Raw genomic sequence first — 20,598 nt, forward strand, 5'->3', positions numbered from 1 at the left:
GGAGCGAGGGCAACGGTCAATCGCCACCATCCGGGAGCAGCAATGTCGGGCGTCCTGCGCCATAAATCCGTGGTCAAATATGCAAGGGCCCTGGGTGGCTTCGGCATCTGCATCCTCTGTTGGGAGATCGTTCGCGCCCTGCAGTTGATCGACCCGCGAGATCTGCCGTCGGTCGTCACCATCGTGCGCACGGCGATAACAGAGCTGGCCGATGGCCCGTTGCTTCTGGCGGTGATGTCGAGCCTCGCCGCATGGGCGCCGGGGCTGCTGCTTGCCGTCGTGATCGGGACCGCGGTGGGCATCGCCCTCGCATTGCTGCCGACCCTCGAGATCGCCACCCGGCCGATCCTCGAATTCCTGCGGCCGATTCCGTCCGTGGCGCTCATCCCGATCGCGCTGCTGACGCTCGGCATCGGCATCGAGATGCAATTGACGATGATCGTGTTCGCCAGCGTGTGGCCGATCGTTTTCAGCGTCAAGGCGGGCGTCGAAGCAGTGGACCCGCGCTTTCAGGAGACCGGGCGAATCTTCGGCGTGACCGGAGGAGCCGGCATTCGGAGGATCATCATTCCGAGCGTGCTGCCCGCCTTGTCCACCGGCATCCGCACGGCGTCCGCGATTGCGCTGGTCCTGACCATCACCGTCGAAATGCTGACCGGCCGCCCGGGCATCGGCCGCTACATCGACGAGGCGCGTCTGAACGGCCTCGTCGCGCAGATGTGGGCGGCGATCTTCATGACGGGGGTCGTGGGTTATCTCGTGAACGCGGTGATGCTGGCTGCCGAACGCCGCCTTCTGCCCTGGAGCGCTGACAACCGTGACAATTAGTGCACAACGCATCCGCGCGCTGTCTCTGCAGATTGTCCTGCTCGCGGGGCTGCTGGCGATCTGGCAATGGGCGTCCACCACGTTTCCGGGCCCTACGCTGCCCTCGCTGCAATCGATATGGCGGGTGTACTGGCGGCTGGTGCAGGGTGATCTGCTCCACTCGGCCGTTCTGCCGAGCCTGTATCGGCTGGTCGTCGGATTCCTGATCGCCGCAGCCGGAGGCGCCGTCCTCGGCCTTGCGATCGGCTGCTCGCGGACGCTGGATGCCTGGTCGCGCCCGATGCTCGAATATCTCAGATACATCCCCGCCATCGCCATACTGCCGCCCGCGCTTCTCATTCTCGGTCCGACCGACACGATGCGCATCTTCGTCATCGCCTTCGGATGCATCTTTCCGGTGCTTCTGGCCGCGATCGACGGCGCGCGGCGGGTCGAGCCGACCTTTCTGGAGACGGCCCGCATCAACGGCCTCGGCAAGATCGAGCAAATTCGCCGCGTCGTGCTGTTTGCGGCGATGCCGTCGCTGTTCGCCGGACTCCGCATCGCACTGGGGCTCGGCCTCATCATGATGGTGATTTCCGAGCTCATCGCCGCGGACGACGGCATCGGCTTCTTCATCCTCCGCAGCCAACGCCTGTTCCAGAGCGCGGGCGTCTATGCCGGCGTTCTCGTCATCGGAACCATGGGCTGGATGCTGACTGCCGGACTGCTGCTCGTGGAGAAACGCGTTCTCCATTGGCATCGCGGCTGGCGCGGACTGCCGGTCAATTAGGGAGCGTGCACCATGACGATGGAAGCGGACGGCGCAATCCTGACGGTCGAAAACATCTCGCGGACCTATCCCGGCGCCGAGGTGCCGATTCTCGACGGGCTGACATTCCGCCAGCAGCCGGGCGAATTCGTCGCGATCGTCGGTCCTTCCGGATGCGGCAAGACCACCTTGTTGCGCTGTTGCGCGGCGTTGATGCAGCCGGACGGCGGCAGCGTGCTGCACGCGGGGCAGATCCTGCGCGACCCGCCGCCATGGCTGTCGATCGTGTTTCAGGACTACAACAGGAGCCTGTTCCCCTGGCTCTCGGTGAAGCAGAATGTCGGCTTCGGCCTCGCCCATGTGAGCAAGCGCGAGCGCGACGAACGCGTGGCCGCGGCGCTGAGCGCGGTCCGCCTTGAACACGCCGCCGAGCTCTATCCCTGGCAATTGTCGGGCGGCATGCAGCAGCGATGCGCGCTCGCCCGTTCGATCGTGGTCCGGCCGAAGCTGCTTCTGCTGGACGAGCCGTTCGCGTCGGTGGATGCGCAGACCCGGTTCGACTTGCAGGATCTCGTCATGGAGATCTGCAGGGACATGTCGTTGTCGACCCTTCTGGTCACCCACGACATGGAGGAAGCGGTGTTCATGGCCGACAAGGTCGTCGTCCTGTCGACCAAGCCCGCAAGGGTGGTCGACGAGGTCGCGATCGATATCCCCTATCCCCGCGATCAACTCGCAACGAAAGAATCACCCGAATTCCTGCGGCTGCGGCACCAGGTCTACACGCTGGTCCGCCAGCAGATCCGTAACTGACAACGATCTACAATCTGGAGGCTATCATGAATCTGAGAGCATTTGGCGTTGGTCTCGCTCTGCTGGCGTCGGCATTCACCCTGTTGCCGGCCCAGCGGGCCAGCGCCGAGGATACCGCCGTCACCAAGCTGCGGGTCGGCTACATTCCCATCGGCATCTATTCGTACTTCTGGCGCGCGCGCGATGCCGGATATTTCAAGGACGCAAAGCTTGACGTGGAGCTCGTGCCGATGGCCGGCGGCGGCCAGATCATTCCGGCATTGCAGTCCGGCTCGCTTCAGTTCGGCATCTCCGATGCGCTCGGCCTGCTGAACGCGCGAAACGGCGGCATTCCCGCGACATACGTGTCGTTCAATTTCTCGCAGGCGTCGAGCGACCCCGTGCACGCCGTCCTGACGACCGACCCCAACATCAAGACCGCGGAGGATCTCAAGGGCAAGTCCGTCGCGACCAATCTCAGCTACAACACGGACTGGACCATGATGCGCGCGTGGCTGCGCAAGAACGGCGTCGACCTGAAGTCGGTGACGTTCCGCGAAGTCCCCTTCCCCGACATGCTGGCCGCACTGCGCAACAATACCGTGGCGGCGGTCGGAGCGAGCGAGCCCTTCGTCACGATGGGCAAGGAACAGGGCGCGCGCGTGCTCGGCTACTACTTCACGGATGTCCAGAGCCCCATCGTTCTCTCGGGGATCGTGGCGCTCACGCCCTACATCGAAAAGAACAAGGACGTCGTCAGGCGTTTCGTCCAGGCGATCAACCACGCGATCGACGACTACAACTCGGACCCCGCGATCGCACGCAAGACGATCGAGGCCAACACCAAGGTCCCGCCGAGCGTGATCGAGAAGATGGGCCTCGGGAAGTGGCAGACCCGCGTTCCCGCGGAGCAGATGCAGTTCTGGGTGGACGCCGCCAAGAAGGAAGGCGTGATCAGCGACACCGCCGATCTGAATACCCTGGTCTGGCAGGACAAGTGAGCGCAAACGCCGCGCGGGGTCCGCGCGGCACTTCGTTTCATATCTCGGTGATGAAGAGTGATGACAAACGTAAACAGACACAGCGGCAAGACACGACACGCGGAAATCGCCGGCGCAGGCTTCGCCGGCCTGACGGCGGCGATCGCACTGCGACAGCGCGGCTGGAGCGTCCGGCTGCACGAGAAGGGACCGGAGCTGCGGGCCTTCGGTGCCGGCATCTACCTCTGGCACAACGGCCTCAGGGTCCTGGAGGGGCTCGGCGTGCTGGAGGACGTGCTCACGGGAACCCATACGCCGCCGACCTACGAGACCTGGATGCACAACAAGAGCGTCTCGCGCGAGACGTTCAACGGCCTGCCCTGGCGGATCATGACCCGTCAGCACCTGCACGATGCGCTGGCACGAAAGGCACGCGCTGAAGGCGTCGACATCTCGGTCAACTCCGAGGTGGTGAAGGCCGATCCGTCCGGCCGGATCACGCTCGCCTCCGGAGAGGTCAACGAGGCCGACCTCGTCGTCGGCGCGGACGGCGTCGGCTCCAAGGTCCGCGACTCCATCGGCTTCGAACAGGACCGCTGGATATCGACCGACGGATTGATACGGTTGATCGTCCCGCGCAAGAAGAAGGAGCTCGGCCACGGCGAGTGGGACAACACCATCGACATGTGGAATTTCTGGCCGCGTGTGCAGCGAATTCTCTACTCTCCCTGCAGCAAGGATGAACTCTATCTGGGCCTGATGGCTCCGGCGGCCGATCCCAACGGCTCCCGCGTGCCCATCCACCTCGATTGCTGGATCGAGATGTTTCCGTTTCTCGAACCCGTGCTGGTCGAAGCCGCCAAGCTGCAGACCGCTCGCTACGACCGCTACGAAACGACGAAGCTCGACGTCTGGACGAAAGGAAAAGTCGCCCTGGTCGGCGACGCCGCGCACGCGATGTGCCCGGCCCTGGCCCAAGGCGCGGGCTGCGCGATGGTCAACTCCTACAGCCTGGCCATGGAGCTCGACGACATCGCTGACGTTCAGGAAGCGTTGCCGTCATGGGAGAAGCGCATTCGGCCGATCACGGATCGCTGTCAGGAAATCTCGGGCGAATACGCCGCCAACCGTTCGCTGTCCAAGGGCAACATGTTCACGCCGAGGGCACTGGAAGCGGCTCGCTACGATCCGACCCGACGCCTGTTCTCCTGGTGACTTGGTCCGTCGCCCGCTGATCCCACCCCCCAGATCGCATCAACCTGCCGGCCTCGCAGAGGCCGGCATCCGTACGTCCGCATAACCCAAGGAGTGTTTAGTGCCTCTCAACATCAAGGACCTCAAGATCGAAAGCCCGGATTTCGCGCCGCTCGGCCTCATGGCCGACAAGCATGCGGGCGACAAGGGAAACGTGATTCCGCGCCTCCACATCTCCGGGGTGCCGTCCGGCACGGTCGAACTCGCGGTCATCTGCCACGACCCCGACGCGCCGCTCGCCCACGGGTTCACGCACTGGACCTTGTACAATGTGCCGCCGTCAGTGACGGACCTCGACCAGGCCGAGCAGCGGTATTCGGTCGGGCCGAACGGCGCAGGCCAGCACAGCTATTACGGCCCGCAGCCCCCGGCCGGTCACGGCCTCCACCATTACTATTTCTGGGTCTATGCGCTGGATGTCCGTGTCGACGGAACGCCCACGCGTGAGCAATTCCTGGAGCGGTACGGCCAGAACATCATCGAGCAAGCGCGACTGGTTGGGACTTACAAGAACTAGCCGCTCGAAGGACGCCCGGCCGTACGCGAAGTGCGGTCCGCCGGCAGCCATCGCCGCGAGCGCGCATCCTTCCAGTCAAAACCGCGAACGGGGAAGACGGCTGCTGCTGCCGCCTTCCCCTGTATCCTGCGGACCGAATGGAAGGCCTTTATGGATGGCGACACGGGTCCTCAGCCGCATCGTCCCATGAACCGGAGGCTCGCCGCGCAATCCGCACGCCCGGTGCTCACTCGAACCATCCCCGTCGCTTGAACCAGATCAGCGGCAACAGGCCGCTTGCGATGATCGCAAGCCAGGCCAGCGGGTAGCCGAACGTCCAGTCGAGCTCCGGCATCTTCTTGAAATTCATGCCCCATATGCCGACCAGGATCGTGGGCGGGACGCCGACGACGGACACGATCGTCAGGATCTTGAACAGCTCGTTCTGCTGGATGTTGATGAAGCCGAGCACCGCGTCGAGCAGAAGCTGGACCTTGTCGGTCAATCGCGTCTCGTAGTCGCTGAGCGAGGCGACGTCCTTCGTGACGGCCTCGAGGCGCTTCTTCGACCCGGCCGTGATCCACTCGTTGCCGACATCGCCGGCATAGGAGGCGATGCGCCCGACTCCGAGCAGGACATCTCGCGCCTTGGCGAGGCGATCCGCCAGCTCCCCGATGTTTTCCAGCGCCTCGCGCATCCTGCGGCTGGAGCGGACCGGCCGCTTGGTGCGAACGAGACCACCCTTGAAGACGCCGCGGGAGAGTTCGTCGACCCGCGCTCCGAGATGCTCCAGAACATCGGCGCCGCGGTCGATCATGGCCTCGAGCAGGCTGGTGAACACGCACATGCCGTTTTCGAGACTGTCGTCCGAGCCGACGCGCTTGCTGACCTCGTCGAAGATCGGCAGCGCTGCGAAGCGCACCGTCACCAGCACATGGGGGCCGATGACGAATCCCACCGGCGTGATTTCGGCCTCCTTGTCCTCGTTGAGCCGGACCGCCGGTGAGCTGAGATAGAGCGTGCCGTGGTCGCGGATCAGGCGGCTGGAAGCTTCGATCTCGCTGAGGGACTGCTCGGAGGGAATGCGTATCCTGAGCAATCGCTCGACGAACTGCTTTTCCTCGTCGGTTGCGTTGAGGAGATCGGCCCAGATGACCTCCGAGGGCATTTCCGCGCCGATATCGTGCCAGTCGTCGGTCGGCCATCTATGCAGTTTGAGCAACGACCGAACTCCTTGGTTGCGTCAGCGCCGGATCGCGAGTCGGGATCATGATCCGCCCCGCTAACGCACGAAAGTTCCAAACGTTCAACGCAGATATGCCGACGGAGACGTTCGCTGGTCTCGCCTCGCCGATGATCCCGGCGACGGCAGGCCGAAAATCCCGCTCGTGCTCATCCTCACGACAAGACAGGTCGATCGATCGCGGGCGCGATTCGTTGATTCCGCATTGAACCTTTTGGGCTGGCGGCCATACCAAGGATATTCAGCCCTTGACGGCGCGTTCATTCTTTCCCGGGAAAAATCATGATCGGAACTCTGATGATGCGCGTCAGCGCAGTCATTCTTTGCGTTGGTATGGTGGCAGGCATCGCCATGGGCATTGCCGAAGATTTCAGGCTGGCATCGGCGCATGCGCATCTCAATCTGATTGGCGGCGTCCTGCTCTTCATCTGCGGGCTCTTCTACAATCTCAATCCACGGGCGGGCCGGAGCAGGCTCGCATTCACGCAAGGCATGCTGCACATCGTCGCCGCGATCATCTTCCCGGTCGGAATCGGCGCGGTCATGCTGTTCGGTCACGCTCTCGTGGTGCTTCCCATCGTGGGATCGTTCGCCGTCATCGGCGCGATGCTGCTGTTCGCCGTCGTTGTCTTCAAGTCGACCGCCGGCGCGACCTAGCTGCTGCGGACAGGCCGGGCGGCGGCCTGCGCATGTTGCAGGCCTGTTCGAAGGCGTAGGCCAGGCGCAGCAGCTTGTGCTCGCTCCAGGCCCGGCCCGCGAAGGTGATGCCGAGCGGATAGTCGGGGGTGTCCTTGCCATCGACTTCCGAGACGAGACCGCCCGGCACCATGACGCTGGGATAGCCCGCCTTCGCGCTGATCACGCAGCCCGCGCTGCCGGGGAACAGCACCGCGTCCAGCCTGTGCCGGTTCATGTAGGCGTTCATGCCGCGTGTTTTGGCGGAGAGCAGGTCCATGGCGCGCGCCGACTTGTACTCGCGTTCGCTGAGATCGCCCCGCGTCATCTCGGCGGCGAGGAAATGGTCCTGGCCGAAGCGCAACGCCCTGTCCGCATGCGCCGCGTTGAAGGCGACGATGTCGGCCATCGTCCTGATCCCGGTGTCGGTCGCCCAATCCCTGAGGTAGAGGTTCAGGTCGCGCTTCAGTTCGTAGAGGAAGACGACAGGCGGCCGCGCCACGGTGCCCGCGTGGCGGCTCAGCGGATTGGTGTTGAGCACGGCCATGGTCGTGCCCGGCCCGCCGATCCACCCAGCCGTCGGCATGTTCGCACGCACGATGACGGCGCCGAGATCCTCCAGCACCTTGATCGCCGAGGTCATCACCTTCACCCAACCAGGCGCCAGCTTGCCGTAATAGCAGTCGTTCAGCGGGTCGGAGGGGTCGCTCGGCACACCGATGCGCGCGCCCTTCATCGCATCGCTTGCGAGGCCTGCGGTGTAGTCGGCGGGCCGCTTCTGCCGCTCCGTCGCGGGATCGAGCGGATCCTTCGCCGCCAGCACGTTCAACAGCAGCGCGGCGTCGCGCACCGTCCGCGTCATCGGGCCCGCGGTGTCCTGGCTGTGCGAGATCGGCACGATGCCGGCACGGCTGATCAGCCCGACCGTCGGCTTCACCGTGACGAGGCCGTTCTGGCTGGCGGGATACAGCAGCGAACCCGAGGTCTCGGTGCCGATCGAGGCCGCGCACAGGCCGGCCGTCACGGCGACAGCCGAACCGGAGCTCGATCCGCCCGGCGAGACGACCGGAATGCCGTGATCGCCCTCCAGCGCCGGCGCGTAGGGATTCTTCACCTGGCCGCCGAGCGAGGAATATCCGGCGTGCATGTCGATCGCGAGCATGTTGGCGAACTCCGTCAGGTTCGCCTTGCCCAGGATCACCGCTCCGGCGTCGCGCAAGAGCTTGACGACCGTGGCGTCGTCCCTGGCGCGCGCGCCCTCCAGCGCCAGCGAGCCCGCCGTCGTCGGCTGCTTGTCACCCGTCGCGATGTTGTCCTTCAGCAGGATCGGGATGCCGGACAGCGGACGTTCGATCGAGGGCCTGATGCCGTCGAGCGCGGCTGCGATCGCAAGAGCATCCGGATTGAGCGCGCGGACGGCGTTGAGCCTGGGCCCGTCGCGGTCATAGGCCTCGATGCGCGCGAGATAGTTCTCGGTCAGCGCGCTGGCCGTGATCCGGCCGCTCGCAAGGGCCTCGGCGATCTCGCTCAGGGGGGAATGATCGAGCTGCGGATCGGTCGGCGGCGCGGCACCGGCCGCGGCGAATTCAGCGTCGCTGCGGATGGGCTTCTTCATGGCTGCCTCGCCTGACGGCGCGTCTCGAACCATGAGGCCGCGATGATGGCATCATGCCGGTGTTTTGCCCGACGGGTCAATGGCGCCGCGAACGGCCCGAACCATCGAGCCGGCCGCGCACGCCGTTGAGCGGACGATGCCAGCCGTTGAAATGCCTCCCCCGGCTACTGTGCATGGGGTTGTTTTTCAGATTCTGGTTTGGAGCGCTGGCGATCGGCTCCCGCCGGCACAGCTGTCGCGAAAAGAGCCTGGCTGAAAGCCGGCTTTTGGCCATCCTTCGAGATGCCCACCTGCGCCGGTTCTTCAGGATGAGATCAGCTTTCACCACGAAATATCAGGCCATCATGGTGAGGAGCACGCGAAAGCGGGCGTCTCGAACCATGCAGGCCGAGCACACGCACTTCCTCCCACCCATCATAAACGATTGGCCTCTTCCCGGGCGGGAAGAGGCCAATGTCGAGGCGGCCGGATCGACCTGCTCGCGCGGTCCCTACTCCCAGGACCAGGTCGAGAAGTCGTTCTCGAACTGCGGGACTTCCTTCCAGACGCCCTTCAGCTTCTTGCTGGTGATGGTGATGAGTTGCGGCTGGAAGAGGAAGCCCGCGACCGCATCGGTGGCCAGCATGCGCTGGGCATCGCCGAGCAGCTTCGCGCGGGCCGCCTCGTCCGGCGTCGACACGATCTGCTTGTAGAGCGCGTTGAAGGCCTCGTTGTTGTAGCCGAGATAGTAGTCGGACTCGGTGATCTTCACGAGATCGATCGGCTCGACATGGCTGACGATGGTGAGATCGAAATTGTGCGGGCCGTTCGGCGCGAACACCTGCGACAGCCACTGCGCCCATTCGACGTTCTCGATCTTGGCGACGATGCCGACCTTGGCGAGCTGGGCCGCGAGGATCTCGCCGCCCTGCCGCGCATAGGACGGCGGCGGCAGCTTCAGCGACAGTTCGAGCGGCGTGGTCACGCCGGCCTCGGCGAGCAGCTTCTTGGCCTTCTCGGGATCGTAGGGGTTGATGCCGGTGGTGTCGACGTAGCCGGGCGCGCCCGGCACGTAGAAGCTGCCGATCGGCGTGCCGAAGCCGTCGACCGCGCCGTCGATCATGGCCTTGCGGTCGATCGCGGCGAGGATGGCGCGGCGCACGCGAACGTCATCGAGCGGCTTCTTGCGTTCGTTGATGCCGACGATGGTCTTGGCCCGCGAGCCGCCAACCATGACGTTGAAACGCGGATCGGCCTTGAACTGGTCGATGGTGCGCTGAGCCGCCACGCGCGGAAACGCGTCGACGTCACCCGAGAGCAGCGCAGCGGTCTGCGCGGCCGGATCGGAAATGAAGCGGATGGTCACCTTCGACAGCTTGATCGCGGAAGCGTTGCGGTAGTCCGCCCATTTGTTCAGGGTGATCGAAGATCCCTTCGCCCAGGCGCCGAGCTGGTAGGGACCGGTCCCGACCGGCTGCGTGACGTCGGTCGGCGCGCTCTTCGGCTCGACGATCGACGCACTCGCCTGCCCGAGCAGGAACGGCAGGTTCGGCTCGGGATATTTCAGGGTGATCACGACGGTGTCGGCATCGGGCGCCTCGACCTTCTCGAAACCCTGGAACAGGCTCTTGTCCTTGTTGGTGCTGGTCGGCACCGCGTTACGCTCGAACGAGAACTTCACCGCCGCGGAATCGAACGGCTCGCCGTTGTGGAATTTGACGCCCTTGCGCAGCTTGAACGTGTAGGCCTTCAGGTCCGGCGATGCGGTCCAGCTCTCCGCCAGCAGGGGCGAGGCCGAGCCGTCCTCGTTGATCTTGGTCAGCGTCTCGTAGATGTTGTAGAGCGTGACTTCCGCGATTGCAGCCGCGGCCGCATTGGTCGGATCGAGCCCCGGCGGCTCGAGCGCCATGCCCATGACGACGCTGTCTTTCTTGCCCTGCGCCAGCGCCGGCAGGGACGTCGCGGCGAACGCGGCGGCGAATGCGACGATGGATAGTTTCCTGAACATGCGTAACTCCCCGGACTTCTCTCTTCCCAGCCTACGCCAATCCGGCCCCGGACACTAACCGTCCATGGCCGGCTGCGGCATCGCCATCATCGCCTCCGCCTTGTGGCAGGCGGCGAGATGGGCCTCGCCGACCTTGCGTAACTCAGGCGGAGCCTCGCGGCAATGCTGGTCGGCGAACGCGCAGCGCGAGACATAGGGACATCCGGTCGCGGCCGCCGATTGCGAGGCGATCGCCTGGGCCCCGCGCCGCCGCCGGCCGCCGCCGGCAAGGGCGCGCGGCACCGCCTCGAGCAGCGCGCGCGTGTAGGGATGGGCGCAGCGCTCGAACAGGTCTTCCGCCCGGCCCTGCTCGACGATCCGGCCGAGATACATCACCGCGACCTCGTCGCAGAGATAGTCGACGACGGCCAGATCGTGGCTGATCAGGATGTAGCTCAGGCCGAACTGCTCCTGCAGGTCCTGCATCAGGTTCAGCACCTGCGCCTGCACGGAAACGTCGAGCGCGGAGACCGGCTCGTCGGCGACGATCAGCTTCGGCTGGGTGATCAGCGCGCGCGCGATCGCGATGCGCTGCCGCTGGCCGCCGGAGAATTCGTGCGGGTATTTGTCCATGTCCGCATCGCGCAGGCCCACCTGACGCAGCACCGCGGCCACTCGCTCGCGGAACGTCGAGCGGTCGGCATCCTCCAGCACGCTCAGGGGCTCGGCGACGATGCGCGCGACGGTCTGCCGCGGATCGAGTGATCCGTAGGGATCCTGGAACACCATCTGGAAGTCGCGGCGGGCGCGGCGCAGTTCGTCGGCGGAGATGCGGTTGAGATCGCGTCCGAGCAACGCGACCTGTCCTGACGTCGGCCGCTCCAGCGCCATCACCACCCGCGCGAAGGTCGACTTGCCCGAACCGGATTCGCCGACGATGCCGAGGCTCCTGCCGGCTTCGACGCGGACGCTCACGCCGTTGAGCGCATGCACCTGCCCCGGCGGCCGGAACAGGCTCTCCCGCGGCAGCATGTAGCGCTGCACCAGGTCCTTCACGTCGAGAAGCGGCTCGGCTGCGGCGCTCATGCGGAGGTCGCTCCGACATTCGCGGCCATCGAGACGTCGGTGCGCACGCAGCGTACCACATGGCCGGCGCCGACCTCGACCATCGGCGGCAGCGCAGCGCGGCATTTGTCCTCGACCAGCGCGCAGCGATCGCCGAACGCACAACCGGCCGGCAGGTCTGCGAGTTCGGGCACCGTGCCCGAGATCGTCTGCAGCCGCGTTCCCTTGCGCGCGCCGAGGCGCGGGCGCGCCCGGAACAGGCCCTGCGTGTAGGGATGTCCCATGCGGCGGAACACCGCGTCGGTCGGCCCGCTCTCGACGACCGTGCCGCCATACATCACCATCATCCGCTGCACGTTTTCGGCGATGACGCCGAGATCGTGCGAGATCAGGATCATCGACATGCCGCGCTCCTCGACGAGATCAGCGATGAGGTCGAGGATCTGGCCCTGGATGGTGACGTCGAGCGCGGTCGTCGGCTCGTCCGCGATCAGGAGATCGGGCTCGCAGGCGAGCGCCATGGCGATCGTGACGCGCTGGCGCTGGCCGCCGGAAAACTGGTGCGGATAGGCATCGACGCGCCTGGCCGGATCGGGCAGCCCGACCCGGTCGAGCAAGGCGATCGCTTCCTTACGCGCCTGCGCCGCCGAATATTTCTTGTGACGCCGCAGCGGCTCCGCGACCTGATGGCCGATCGTGTGCATCGGGTTCAGCGCGGTCATCGGCTCCTGGAAGATCATGCTGATGCGGTTGCCGCGCAGGCGGCAGTAATCCGCGTCGGCAAGCCCGGCCAGTTCGCTGCCGTCCAGCTTGATGCTGCCGGTGATGACGGCGCTGTCGGGCAACAGCCCCATCAGCGACAGCGCGGTGACCGACTTGCCGCAACCGGACTCGCCGACGAGCCCGAGCGTCTCGCCACGCTTCAGGGCAAAGCTGACGCCGCGCACGGCCTGGGCGGGGCCCCGGCTGGTGTTCAGGCGGACACCGAGATTATCGACCTCGATCAGCGGCGCGTTCATCGTCATCGCTCCCGCGCCAGTCTTGGATCGAGCAGGTCGCGCAACCCGTCGCCGAGCAGATTGAGGCCGAGGACGGCGATCGCGATCGCCACACCCGGATAGACCGCCAGCATCGGCGACTGGAACAGCAGCGTCTGTGCGTCGTTCAGCATCCGGCCCCAGGAGGGCTGCGGCGGCTGCGTTCCGAGACCGAGATAGGACAAGGCGGCTTCGGCGAGAATCGCGAGCGCGAACTGGATGGTTGCCTGCACGATCAGGATCGACAGGATGTTCGGCAGCACGTGCTCGATGGTGATGCGGAACGTCCCCTTCCCCGCAGCGCGCGCCGCCAGCACGAATTCCCTGGCCCAGATCGCGTTGGCCGAACCGCGCGTCAGCCGGGTCAGTGTCGGAATCTGGAAGATGCCGATCGCGATGATCGACGTCACCATGCCCGGCCCCGCCACCGCGGCGAGCATGATGGCGGAGAGCACGGCCGGAAAGGCAAAGGTGAAATCGGAGAAGCGCATGATGATCTCCTCCGTCCAGCCGCGCCTGGCGGACGCGACCAGGCCGAGGCAGACGCCGAAGGTCAGGCCGATGGCGACCGCGATGATGCCGACCAGAATGGTCGAGCGCGCCCCGGCAAGCAGCAGCGAGACGATGTCGCGGCCGAAGGAATCGGTGCCGAGCCAGTGCGCAGCCGATGGCGGCCTGAGCTTCGAGGCGATGTCGATCTCGTAGGGCGACCACGGCGTCCAGACCAGAGACAACAACGCCGATGCGAGCACGATCAGGCTCAGCAGGCCGCCGACGACGAAACTGCGATGACGCAGGGCCCGGCGCCAGAAGGTTCGGACCGGCAGAGGACGCGTTGCCATCGGCGCGTCGATCGGAGTGGTCAGCGGCGTGCTCACAGGTCGTGGACCTTGATGCGGGGATCGACAAAAGCATAGAGCACGTCGACGACGAAATTGACGATCACGACCATGGCCGCCAGCAGCATCACGCAATTGCGCACCACGATCAGGTCGCGGTTGGCGATCGACTGGAAGATCAGCCGGCCGAGGCCGGGCAGATAGAACACGTTCTCGATCACGATGGTGCCTGCGAGCAAATTGGCGAATTGCAGTCCCATCACCGTCATCACCGGAATCATGGCGTTGCGCAGCACGTGGCGCCACAGCACCTCGCGCTTGCCGAGCCCCTTCGCGCGCGCGGTGCGGACGAAATCCTCGCGCAGCACCTCCAGCACGGCCGAGCGCGTGACGCGGGCAAGGATCGCGGCCTGCACCACCGCGAGCGAGACCGCCGGCAACAGCAGCGACTTGATGCCGGGCCAGATGCCTTCGTCCCAGCCTGCGAAGCCGCCCGCCGAAAGCCATCGCAGCCTGACCGCAAACAGCAGGACCAGGAGGATCGCGAACCAGAAATTCGGCAGCGCGATGCCCACCTGCGTCAGCGACATCACGCCGATGTCGCCGATCTTGTTGTGGTTGGCGGCGGTGTAGATGCCGGCGGAGAGCGCCAGGACCACCGTGATCAGCATGGACATGATCGCGAGTGGGATGGTCAGCACCATACGTTCCGCGATCAGGCCCGCGACCGGCGTGCCGTAGACATAACTGTTGCCGAGATCGCCGACGAGGAGGCCCCTGATCCACTGCAGGTAGCGGACGGCCAGCGGCTGGTCGAGCCCGAGCTTGACGGTCAGCGCACGCACCGCGTCCGCCGATGCGTCGGCGCCCATCAGCATCTGCGCGGCGTTACCGGGAAGAGCATCCAGCACCAGGAAGATGATCACGGATGCCCCGACCAGCGTCGCCAGCAGGGTCAACAGACGTCGGAGGACAAATACGCTCATGCGCGCTCGGATTCAGGGCTCACCCGCGGACGATCAACATGTCCGGGCGCCGGACGCAAGCCCCTTGCGGCACGTCATCAACGCTTCAGCCGGGCCGCCGGGACAGGAGATCCTGCGAGGCCTCGAACAGCGCGCTGACGCGGAGCAATTCCGCGTCCGCACGGAAGCGGCCGACGAGCTGAAGCCCGATCGGCAGGCCGTCTCCGCCAAAGCCGCAAGGCAGGCTGACGGCGGGATGTCCCGTCATGTTGAACGGCATGGTCCAGGGGAACCAGTGCGGCCGTACGCTGTCGAAGTGCCTGCCGTCGATCTCGATGGTGCCGAACAGATCCTGGTCGATCGGCAGCGCGGTACGGGTGATGGTCGGCATCGCGAGGAAATGCCCGCGCACCAGCAGGGATTGCACGCGGCGGAACAGCGCCGTGCGCGCGAACATGGCTTCCTGATAGTCGACCCCGCTGACATTCGTCGCCAGCGCGATCTGCTTGACCAAGGTCTCGCTGAGGACGTCGCGGTGCTCCGCCACCAGCTTCAGGAATCGCGAACGCCAGACGGTGTGGTTGATGGCGCGCCAGATCGGCTCGACATCATATCCCTCGCCGGAGAATTCCTCGAGTTCGGCACCCAGGCTCGCGAGACGATCGAGGCTCGCCTTGAAGGCGGCTGCGACATCGGCGGATACCGGACGGCCGGGCGGCGAGGCGCAGAACAGGATCCTCTGCCCGCGTAGGTCGCCGCGCGGGACGGCGGTGCCGATGAAGTCCGGCACGGGAACACCGATCGACCAGGGATCGCAGGCGTCCTCGCCGGCCATCGCCTGCATCATCAGGGCGGTATCGGCAACCGTGCGCGTGGTCGGCGTGACATAGGTCTGGTTGCCGAAAGCATCCAGCGCCTGGCTATGCGCGATCACACCATTGCTCTGCTTCAGTCCGACAACGCCGTTGCAGGCAGCCGGAATGCGCGTCGAGCCGCCGCCATCGGTCGCGATCGCCAGCGGCGCGATGCCGCTCGCCACCGCCACGGCTGCGCCGCCGCTGGAGCCGCCGGAGGAACGTTCCGCGCTCCAGGCATTGTGGGTACGGCCGAACAACGGCGAATCCGTCAGGCATTTGCTGCCGAACTCCGGCGTCGTGGTCTTGCCGATCAGGATCGCGCCTTCGGCCCGCAGCTTCGCAACCGCGACGGCATCCTCGGCCGGGACATTGTCCCTGTAGGGAACGGCGCCGAAAGTGGTCTTCACGCCCCTGGTGTTGACGATGTCCTTCACCGTGACGGGAAGTCCATGCAGAAGGCCCAGCGGCTCGCCCGCCATCACCTTGCGCTCGGCCTCCCGCGCCTCCGCCATCGCCTCGTCGCCGCAGATCGTAATGAAGCAATTCAATTCGGGCTGGAGCGCCTCGGCACGTGCGAGCACGGCGCGCGTGACCTCGACAGGGGACACTTCCTTGCGGTCGATACGTGCGCGAAGTTCGGTAGCGGACAGGAAACAGAGATCGTTGCTCATGAAGGACAGGCTCGCGTCAGGATGCGCGAACCTTGCCAGCCTGCGCCGGTCCTGTCCATTTCGGCCGGCGCATGGCCGCAGTCCACCGGGACATCTCGGCAATCGTGCGACCTTGACGCGCCGCCTACCAGTTCGCGGCGACCTCGTGGCTCCAGGGCGGATCGGCGCCCGGACGGGTGCAGGTCAGGCCGGCGCAATTGGCGGCAAAGGCCAGAGCGCGGCGAAGCTCGTCGGCGCCGATGTTCTTCAGTTGCTGCCGCGGCAGGCGCCCCTGCTTGTAGAGGGCGAACAGCAGTGCCGCCTGGAAACTGTCACCGGCTCCGATGGTGTCGGCGACCTCGACCTTCGGTGCAGGCACTTCGATCTGCCCTGCTCCCGCATGCCAGGCAACCGCGCCGTTGTTGCCGCGGGTGATGACCACGAGGCTCGTGCCCTGCCGCAAGAGCGCACTCGCGCGCTGCTGATAAGGTTCCTCGCCGAAGAGATACGCGAAGTCGACATCCGACATCTTGATGAGATCGGCGCTGCCGGCGAATTCCGCCATGCGCGCGAGATAGGCCGGCTTGTCCCTGACGAGATTGGGTCGGCAGTTCGGATCGAAGGAGATCGTCGACGACGCCCGCGCCTCCGCGATCAGGGCTTTCGTCTCCGCGGCCCCCTGGTCGTTCACCAATGTCGTCGATCCGACATGGACCGCTTCCGCATTCGCGAACGGAATCGTCCCGCGCCGGTAGGTCCAGTTCCGCGTCGCGGTCTCGGCATCGTAGAATGCATAGTGCGACTCGCCCGCGACGATGCGGACGAAAGCGAGCGTGGTCTGATGATCGCTGCGCGTGGCAAATCCGAGTTCGACATTCGAGGCAGTGGCATGATCGGCGACCATCCGGCCGAACATGTCCGTCGAAATGCCGCCGACGAAACCGGTCGGCGCACCGAGCCGCGCCATGCCGATCGCGACGTTGAGACAGGAGCCGCCGACCGCCGGCATCACCGCTTCCCGCCCCTCGGCGTTTCGCGTCGGCACGAAATCGATCAGCGCGTCGCCGCAGGCAATCAGCATGTCGTCAACCCTTCGCGACGTCGCGCATCGCTGCGCGGCTGCTGCGGTCGACCTCGCGCAGAAGTCCGTAGACCTCGCGTTTGCGGGCGTGAAACGCGGCCATGTCTGGCGCGGTCGGCTCGCTCTTCTTGCCCAGCGCCGACATCCTCGCCATGGTCTCGCCGATCGAGGCATAGGCCCCCCCGGCAACGGCACCGAGCATCGCGGCGCCGAGCAGCACGGGTTCTTTCGTCTGTGGCAGCGCCACGGTGAGTCCCGTCGTATCCGCCATGATCTGCCGCACCAGCGGACTGCGGCTTGCCCCGCCGCCCATGATCATGATGCTGGAATGAACGCCGTGCGCGGCAAATGCCTCGATCACCTCCGCGAGCCCATAGGCGAGCCCGCAGAGACCGGCAACGAACAGACGTTCCATCGAGCCGGTGTCGGTGTCGAGATCGAGGCCCGCGATCACCGCGCGCGTTTCGGGGTCGGCATAGGGCGAGCGGTTGCCGATGAATTCGGGCAGCACATGGACGTCGCGGGCGAGCAGCGCCGCGCGGCTCACGCTGCCGGCGCGCGCGATGATGCGCCGTTCGAGGAATTCGATGATATCGAGCCCCTCCTTGCGCGCCGCAGCGCTCGCCTCGCCGAAGCCGGGATGCGACTTGAGCAGATGGTCGATCGCAGCACCGGCGGCCGACTGCCCGCCCTCGTTGAGCCAGAAGCCCGGCACCATGCCGGAGTAATACGGCCCCCACACGCCGGGAACGAAGCACGGCTCTTTCGTCGTTGCCATGATGCAGGCCGACGTCCCCATGATGTAGGCGAGCCGGTCGCAAACGTCGGCCGCTCCGCCCGCTCCGTCGCGTCCGCCAATCGCCCCGATGCCGCCGGCATGCGCATCGATCAGGGACGCGCCGACAGGCGTGCCCGGCGACAGGCCGAGTTCCGCGGCCGCGGCACTGGTCAGGCCTTCGCCGAGCCGCGTACCCGGCGCGACGATCTCGGTGCCGATCCGGGCATATTTCTCGTCGGTGAAATCAGCCAGTCCGATGCGCTGGAAGAATGGCGCGCTCCAGCCGCCGCCGTCATGTGCCAGATAGTTCCATTTACAGGTGACGGTGCAGGTCGAGCGTTGCAGCGATCCGGTCGCGCGCCAGGTCAGATAGTCCGCCAGATCGAAGAAATGACCGGCGGCATCGAAGCTCGCACGCAGATGCCGCTTGAGCCACAACAGCTTCGGCATCTCCATCTCCGGCGAGATCGAGCCGCCGACGTAGCGCAGCACGGGATCGCCGGTTTCGTTGATCAGCCGTGCTTCGGCCGTGGCGCGATGATCCATCCAGACGATGACGTTGCGCTGGCTGTCCCCGGAGTAACTGACGGTGACGGGCTCGCCGCGGGGATCGAGCAGCACGAGGGAGCAAGTGGCGTCGAAGCCGATGCCGCCGACATCATTTGGTGCGATGCCGGCCTCCGCCATCGCGGCCCTTACCGAGGTCGCACAAGCCTGCCAGATGTCCGAAGACGACTGCTCGACGATATCGCCGGCCTCGTGCCAGGTCCGGATCGGATGCCGCGCGGTCGCCAGAAGGGTTCCGGCTGCGTCGAAGACCCCTGCCCTCGTGCTCGTGGTCCCTACGTCGACGCCGATGTACGCTCGCGGCATTGTCACTCCCGGTCGCTTCGTCAGTTTTGACGCAAGCCTACCAGCAAGTGTAGCCGCCATCCACCAGCACGATGCTGCCGGTCATCAGGCTCGCGGCATCGGAGGCGAGGAACAGCACGACCGAGGCGATCTCGTCGACCTGCCCCATCCGTGCCATCGGGGTTCCGCCGATCCAGGCGTCATACATCCGGGGATTGCTCTTGACGAAGGCGTTGAGCGGCGTCTCGATATAGGTCGGCGCCACCGCGTTGACGCGGATGCCCCGCGCGCCCCATTCGGCGGCCAGCGACTTGGTCAGGTGGTGCACCCCGGCCTTGGAGGCGTTGTAGAAGCACTGCTCCTGCGGCTTGTTGACGATGAAGCCGGACATCGAGCCGATATTGACGATGGCTCCGCTCTTCGCCTTCAGCATGTGCTTGCCGAACTCGCGGCAGCACCAGAAGGTGCCGTTGAGATTGACGTCGATGACGTTGAGCCAGTGCTCGTCGGTAACCGTCTCCGCTGGCGTTTCGCTGCGGGCAATGCCGGCATTGTTGACGAGGATGTCCACCTTGCCGTGGCGGGCGACGAGGTCGCCGGCAACCTCGGCCACACGCTTGGTATCGGTGACATCCATGATCGCAGTCTCGGCGTCATAGCCCTTGGCCTTCAGACTGGCCCGCGCGTCGTCCGCGACCTTGGCGTCCCGGTCTCCGATGACGACCTTGGCGCCCGCTTCGGCCAGCGCCTCGGCACAGGCAAGGCCGATGCCCTGCCCGCCGCCGGTGATGAACGCGGTCTTGCCGTTGAGCTTGAATTTTTCCAGGTACATGGTGGTCTTCCCGTTTCTTGTTCGTTCCAGCCGGTCAGCCCCGAATGGCGTTGCCGCTCGCATCGAAGCGGTGAATGCGTGCGGGATCCGGTACGAGCGACACCCGATCGCCGGCATGCAGGCTCAATTCACCGATGTAGCGCGCTGTCAGCATGCCGAGCGGACCGGCATCGACATAGAGAAAGGTGTCACTGCCCAGATGCTCGGCAACCGCGATCGTGCCCGGCCATCCGCCGGCACCGTCGCGCTCGATCTTGAGATGTTCCGGCCGCACGCCGATCGTCGCGGCATTGCGCTGCGCGGCGGATTCGCCCGTCACGAAATTCATCTTGGGAGAGCCGATGAAGCCGGCGACGAACAGATTGGCCGGCTTCTCGTAGAGCTCGAGCGGCGAGCCGTACTGCTCGATCTTGCCGCCGTTGAGCACGACGATCTTGTCGGCCATCGTCATCGCCTCGACCTGGTCGTGGGTGACGTAGATTGCCGTGGTGCCGAGCTGCTTCTGCAGCCGCGTCACCTCGATGCGCATCTGCACACGCAGCGCCGCATCGAGGTTCGACAACGGCTCATCGAACAGGAACGCCTTCGGCTCGCGGACGATGGCGCGGCCGATCGCCACGCGCTGGCGCTGGCCGCCGGAGAGCTCGCGCGGCTTGCGGTCGAGATATGGCGTCAGATTCAGGGTGGCAGCGGCGGCCTCGACCTTGCGGTTGATCTCGTCCTTGGAGAGGCCCGCCATCTTCAGGCCGAAGCCGATATTGCCGCGCACGCTCATATGCGGATAGAGCGCGTAGGACTGGAACACCATCGACAGGCCGCGCTTGGCGGGCGGCGTATCGACGACGTTCTTGCCGTCGATCAGGATCTTGCCGCCGCTGACGTCCTCGAGCCCGGCGATCAGCCGCAGCAACGTGGTCTTGCCGCAACCCGATGGGCCGACGAACACCACGAAGGAGCCGTCCGCGATGTCGAGGTCGGCGCCCTTGATGATGTGTACGGGCCCGAAGGATTTCTGCACATCCTGAAGTGTGATCTGACCCAT

General features: G+C 65.6%; 19 protein-coding genes. 7 read left to right on the top strand and 12 right to left on the bottom strand.

Annotated elements, in window-relative coordinates; all coding sequences use genetic code 11:
* The first annotated feature begins 42 nt into the window (after window positions 1-42).
* The 6 genes from QM712_RS22710 (at window position 43) to QM712_RS22735 (ending at window position 5,122) form a co-directional block, all read left to right on the top strand.
* Entirely contained in the window at window positions 43-828 is a 786-nt protein-coding gene (locus tag QM712_RS22710) for an ABC transporter permease (RefSeq protein WP_415025375.1), read from the top strand.
* Complete coding sequence (locus tag QM712_RS22715; protein WP_415025376.1) at window positions 818-1,600, top strand: ABC transporter permease; 783 nt, start codon at window positions 818-820, stop codon at window positions 1,598-1,600. The genes QM712_RS22710 and QM712_RS22715 overlap by 11 nt, the downstream gene beginning before the upstream one ends.
* A gap of 12 nt (window positions 1,601-1,612) precedes the next feature.
* Window positions 1,613-2,392 (top strand): ABC transporter ATP-binding protein, encoded by a 780-nt coding sequence (locus QM712_RS22720; RefSeq protein WP_415025377.1) that lies wholly within the window; start codon window positions 1,613-1,615, stop codon window positions 2,390-2,392.
* 26 nt (window positions 2,393-2,418) lie between these two features.
* A complete protein-coding gene (locus QM712_RS22725; RefSeq protein WP_415025378.1) occupies window positions 2,419-3,372 on the top strand; it encodes an ABC transporter substrate-binding protein in 954 nt (317 codons plus the stop codon).
* Between the two features lie 60 nt (window positions 3,373-3,432).
* The gene (locus QM712_RS22730; RefSeq protein ID WP_415025379.1) at window positions 3,433-4,566 is read left to right on the top strand and encodes an FAD-dependent monooxygenase; all 1,134 of its coding nucleotides are present in this window, start codon (window positions 3,433-3,435) and stop codon (window positions 4,564-4,566) included.
* A 100-nt stretch (window positions 4,567-4,666) separates the two neighbouring features.
* Window positions 4,667-5,122, top strand: a complete 456-nt coding sequence (locus tag QM712_RS22735; RefSeq protein ID WP_415025380.1) for a YbhB/YbcL family Raf kinase inhibitor-like protein — start codon at window positions 4,667-4,669, stop codon at window positions 5,120-5,122.
* 226 nt (window positions 5,123-5,348) lie between these two features.
* On the opposite strand, the gene QM712_RS22740 is transcribed toward QM712_RS22735, so the two are convergent.
* On the bottom strand, window positions 5,349-6,323 hold the full coding sequence (locus QM712_RS22740; RefSeq protein ID WP_415025381.1) for a magnesium transporter CorA family protein: 975 nt from the start codon (window positions 6,321-6,323) through the stop codon (window positions 5,349-5,351).
* Between the two features lie 303 nt (window positions 6,324-6,626).
* Here QM712_RS22740 and QM712_RS22745 point away from each other — a divergent pair, with 303 nt between their 5' ends.
* Complete coding sequence (locus tag QM712_RS22745; RefSeq protein WP_415025382.1) at window positions 6,627-7,001, top strand: hypothetical protein; 375 nt, start codon at window positions 6,627-6,629, stop codon at window positions 6,999-7,001.
* Here QM712_RS22745 and QM712_RS22750 read toward each other — a convergent pair.
* From QM712_RS22750 to QM712_RS22800, 11 genes are all read right to left on the bottom strand, one after another.
* Window positions 6,976-8,634 (bottom strand): amidase family protein, encoded by a 1,659-nt coding sequence (locus QM712_RS22750; RefSeq protein WP_415025383.1) that lies wholly within the window; start codon window positions 8,632-8,634, stop codon window positions 6,976-6,978. The two genes, QM712_RS22745 and QM712_RS22750, sit on opposite strands and share 26 nt — an antisense overlap.
* Window positions 8,635-9,124: 490 nt before the next feature.
* Window positions 9,125-10,621 carry an ABC transporter substrate-binding protein gene (locus QM712_RS22755; RefSeq protein WP_415025384.1) on the bottom strand — a complete coding sequence of 499 codons (1,497 nt, stop codon included), beginning with the start codon at window positions 10,619-10,621 and terminating at the stop codon, window positions 9,125-9,127.
* A gap of 54 nt (window positions 10,622-10,675) precedes the next feature.
* Complete coding sequence (locus QM712_RS22760; RefSeq protein WP_415025385.1) at window positions 10,676-11,686, bottom strand: ABC transporter ATP-binding protein; 1,011 nt, start codon at window positions 11,684-11,686, stop codon at window positions 10,676-10,678.
* Window positions 11,683-12,690 (bottom strand): ABC transporter ATP-binding protein, encoded by a 1,008-nt coding sequence (locus tag QM712_RS22765; protein WP_415025386.1) that lies wholly within the window; start codon window positions 12,688-12,690, stop codon window positions 11,683-11,685. The genes QM712_RS22760 and QM712_RS22765 overlap by 4 nt, the downstream gene beginning before the upstream one ends.
* Window positions 12,687-13,580, bottom strand: coding sequence for an ABC transporter permease (locus QM712_RS22770; protein WP_415025387.1), 894 nt, complete (start codon window positions 13,578-13,580; stop codon window positions 12,687-12,689). Before QM712_RS22770 ends, QM712_RS22765 begins: the two co-directional genes overlap by 4 nt.
* On the bottom strand, window positions 13,577-14,527 hold the full coding sequence (locus tag QM712_RS22775) for an ABC transporter permease (RefSeq protein WP_415025388.1): 951 nt from the start codon (window positions 14,525-14,527) through the stop codon (window positions 13,577-13,579). The genes QM712_RS22770 and QM712_RS22775 overlap by 4 nt, the downstream gene beginning before the upstream one ends.
* 85 nt (window positions 14,528-14,612) lie before the next feature.
* The gene (locus QM712_RS22780; protein ID WP_415025389.1) at window positions 14,613-16,034 is read right to left on the bottom strand and encodes an amidase; all 1,422 of its coding nucleotides are present in this window, start codon (window positions 16,032-16,034) and stop codon (window positions 14,613-14,615) included.
* A 124-nt stretch (window positions 16,035-16,158) separates the two neighbouring features.
* On the bottom strand, window positions 16,159-17,094 hold the full coding sequence (locus QM712_RS22785; protein WP_415025390.1) for a carbohydrate kinase family protein: 936 nt from the start codon (window positions 17,092-17,094) through the stop codon (window positions 16,159-16,161).
* 4 nt (window positions 17,095-17,098) lie between these two features.
* Window positions 17,099-18,745 (bottom strand): FGGY-family carbohydrate kinase, encoded by a 1,647-nt coding sequence (locus tag QM712_RS22790; protein WP_415025391.1) that lies wholly within the window; start codon window positions 18,743-18,745, stop codon window positions 17,099-17,101.
* Window positions 18,746-18,782: 37 nt separating this feature from the next.
* Window positions 18,783-19,556, bottom strand: a complete 774-nt coding sequence (locus QM712_RS22795; protein ID WP_415025392.1) for an SDR family NAD(P)-dependent oxidoreductase — start codon at window positions 19,554-19,556, stop codon at window positions 18,783-18,785.
* Between the two features lie 34 nt (window positions 19,557-19,590).
* Window positions 19,591-20,598 carry an ABC transporter ATP-binding protein gene (locus QM712_RS22800; RefSeq protein ID WP_415025393.1) on the bottom strand — a complete coding sequence of 336 codons (1,008 nt, stop codon included), beginning with the start codon at window positions 20,596-20,598 and terminating at the stop codon, window positions 19,591-19,593.

It is taken from the genome of Bradyrhizobium sp. (assembly GCF_047605465.1).
In the GTDB taxonomy this organism is placed as follows: Bacteria; Pseudomonadota; Alphaproteobacteria; order Rhizobiales; family Xanthobacteraceae; genus Bradyrhizobium.

What these genes read in the sequence shown, in the direction of transcription:
- QM712_RS22710 (WP_415025375.1), top strand. Translation starts at nt 43, where the DNA reads ATGTCGGGCGTCCTGCGCCATAAATCCGTGGTCAAATATGCAAGGGCC.
- QM712_RS22720 (WP_415025377.1), top strand. Translation starts at nt 1,613, where the DNA reads ATGACGATGGAAGCGGACGGCGCAATCCTGACGGTCGAAAACATCTCG.
- QM712_RS22725 (WP_415025378.1), top strand. Translation starts at nt 2,419, where the DNA reads ATGAATCTGAGAGCATTTGGCGTTGGTCTCGCTCTGCTGGCGTCGGCA.
- QM712_RS22730 (WP_415025379.1), top strand. Translation starts at nt 3,433, where the DNA reads ATGACAAACGTAAACAGACACAGCGGCAAGACACGACACGCGGAAATC.
- QM712_RS22745 (WP_415025382.1), top strand. Translation starts at nt 6,627, where the DNA reads ATGATCGGAACTCTGATGATGCGCGTCAGCGCAGTCATTCTTTGCGTT.
- QM712_RS22750 (WP_415025383.1), bottom strand. Translation starts at nt 8,634, where the DNA reads ATGAAGAAGCCCATCCGCAGCGACGCTGAATTCGCCGCGGCCGGTGCC.
- QM712_RS22755 (WP_415025384.1), bottom strand. Translation starts at nt 10,621, where the DNA reads ATGTTCAGGAAACTATCCATCGTCGCATTCGCCGCCGCGTTCGCCGCG.
- QM712_RS22760 (WP_415025385.1), bottom strand. Translation starts at nt 11,686, where the DNA reads ATGAGCGCCGCAGCCGAGCCGCTTCTCGACGTGAAGGACCTGGTGCAG.
- QM712_RS22765 (WP_415025386.1), bottom strand. Translation starts at nt 12,690, where the DNA reads ATGACGATGAACGCGCCGCTGATCGAGGTCGATAATCTCGGTGTCCGC.
- QM712_RS22775 (WP_415025388.1), bottom strand. Translation starts at nt 14,527, where the DNA reads ATGAGCGTATTTGTCCTCCGACGTCTGTTGACCCTGCTGGCGACGCTG.
- QM712_RS22780 (WP_415025389.1), bottom strand. Translation starts at nt 16,034, where the DNA reads ATGAGCAACGATCTCTGTTTCCTGTCCGCTACCGAACTTCGCGCACGT.
- QM712_RS22785 (WP_415025390.1), bottom strand. Translation starts at nt 17,094, where the DNA reads ATGCTGATTGCCTGCGGCGACGCGCTGATCGATTTCGTGCCGACGCGA.
- QM712_RS22790 (WP_415025391.1), bottom strand. Translation starts at nt 18,745, where the DNA reads ATGCCGCGAGCGTACATCGGCGTCGACGTAGGGACCACGAGCACGAGG.
- QM712_RS22795 (WP_415025392.1), bottom strand. Translation starts at nt 19,556, where the DNA reads ATGTACCTGGAAAAATTCAAGCTCAACGGCAAGACCGCGTTCATCACC.
- QM712_RS22800 (WP_415025393.1), bottom strand. Translation starts at nt 20,598, where the DNA reads ATGGGTCAGATCACACTTCAGGATGTGCAGAAATCCTTCGGGCCCGTA.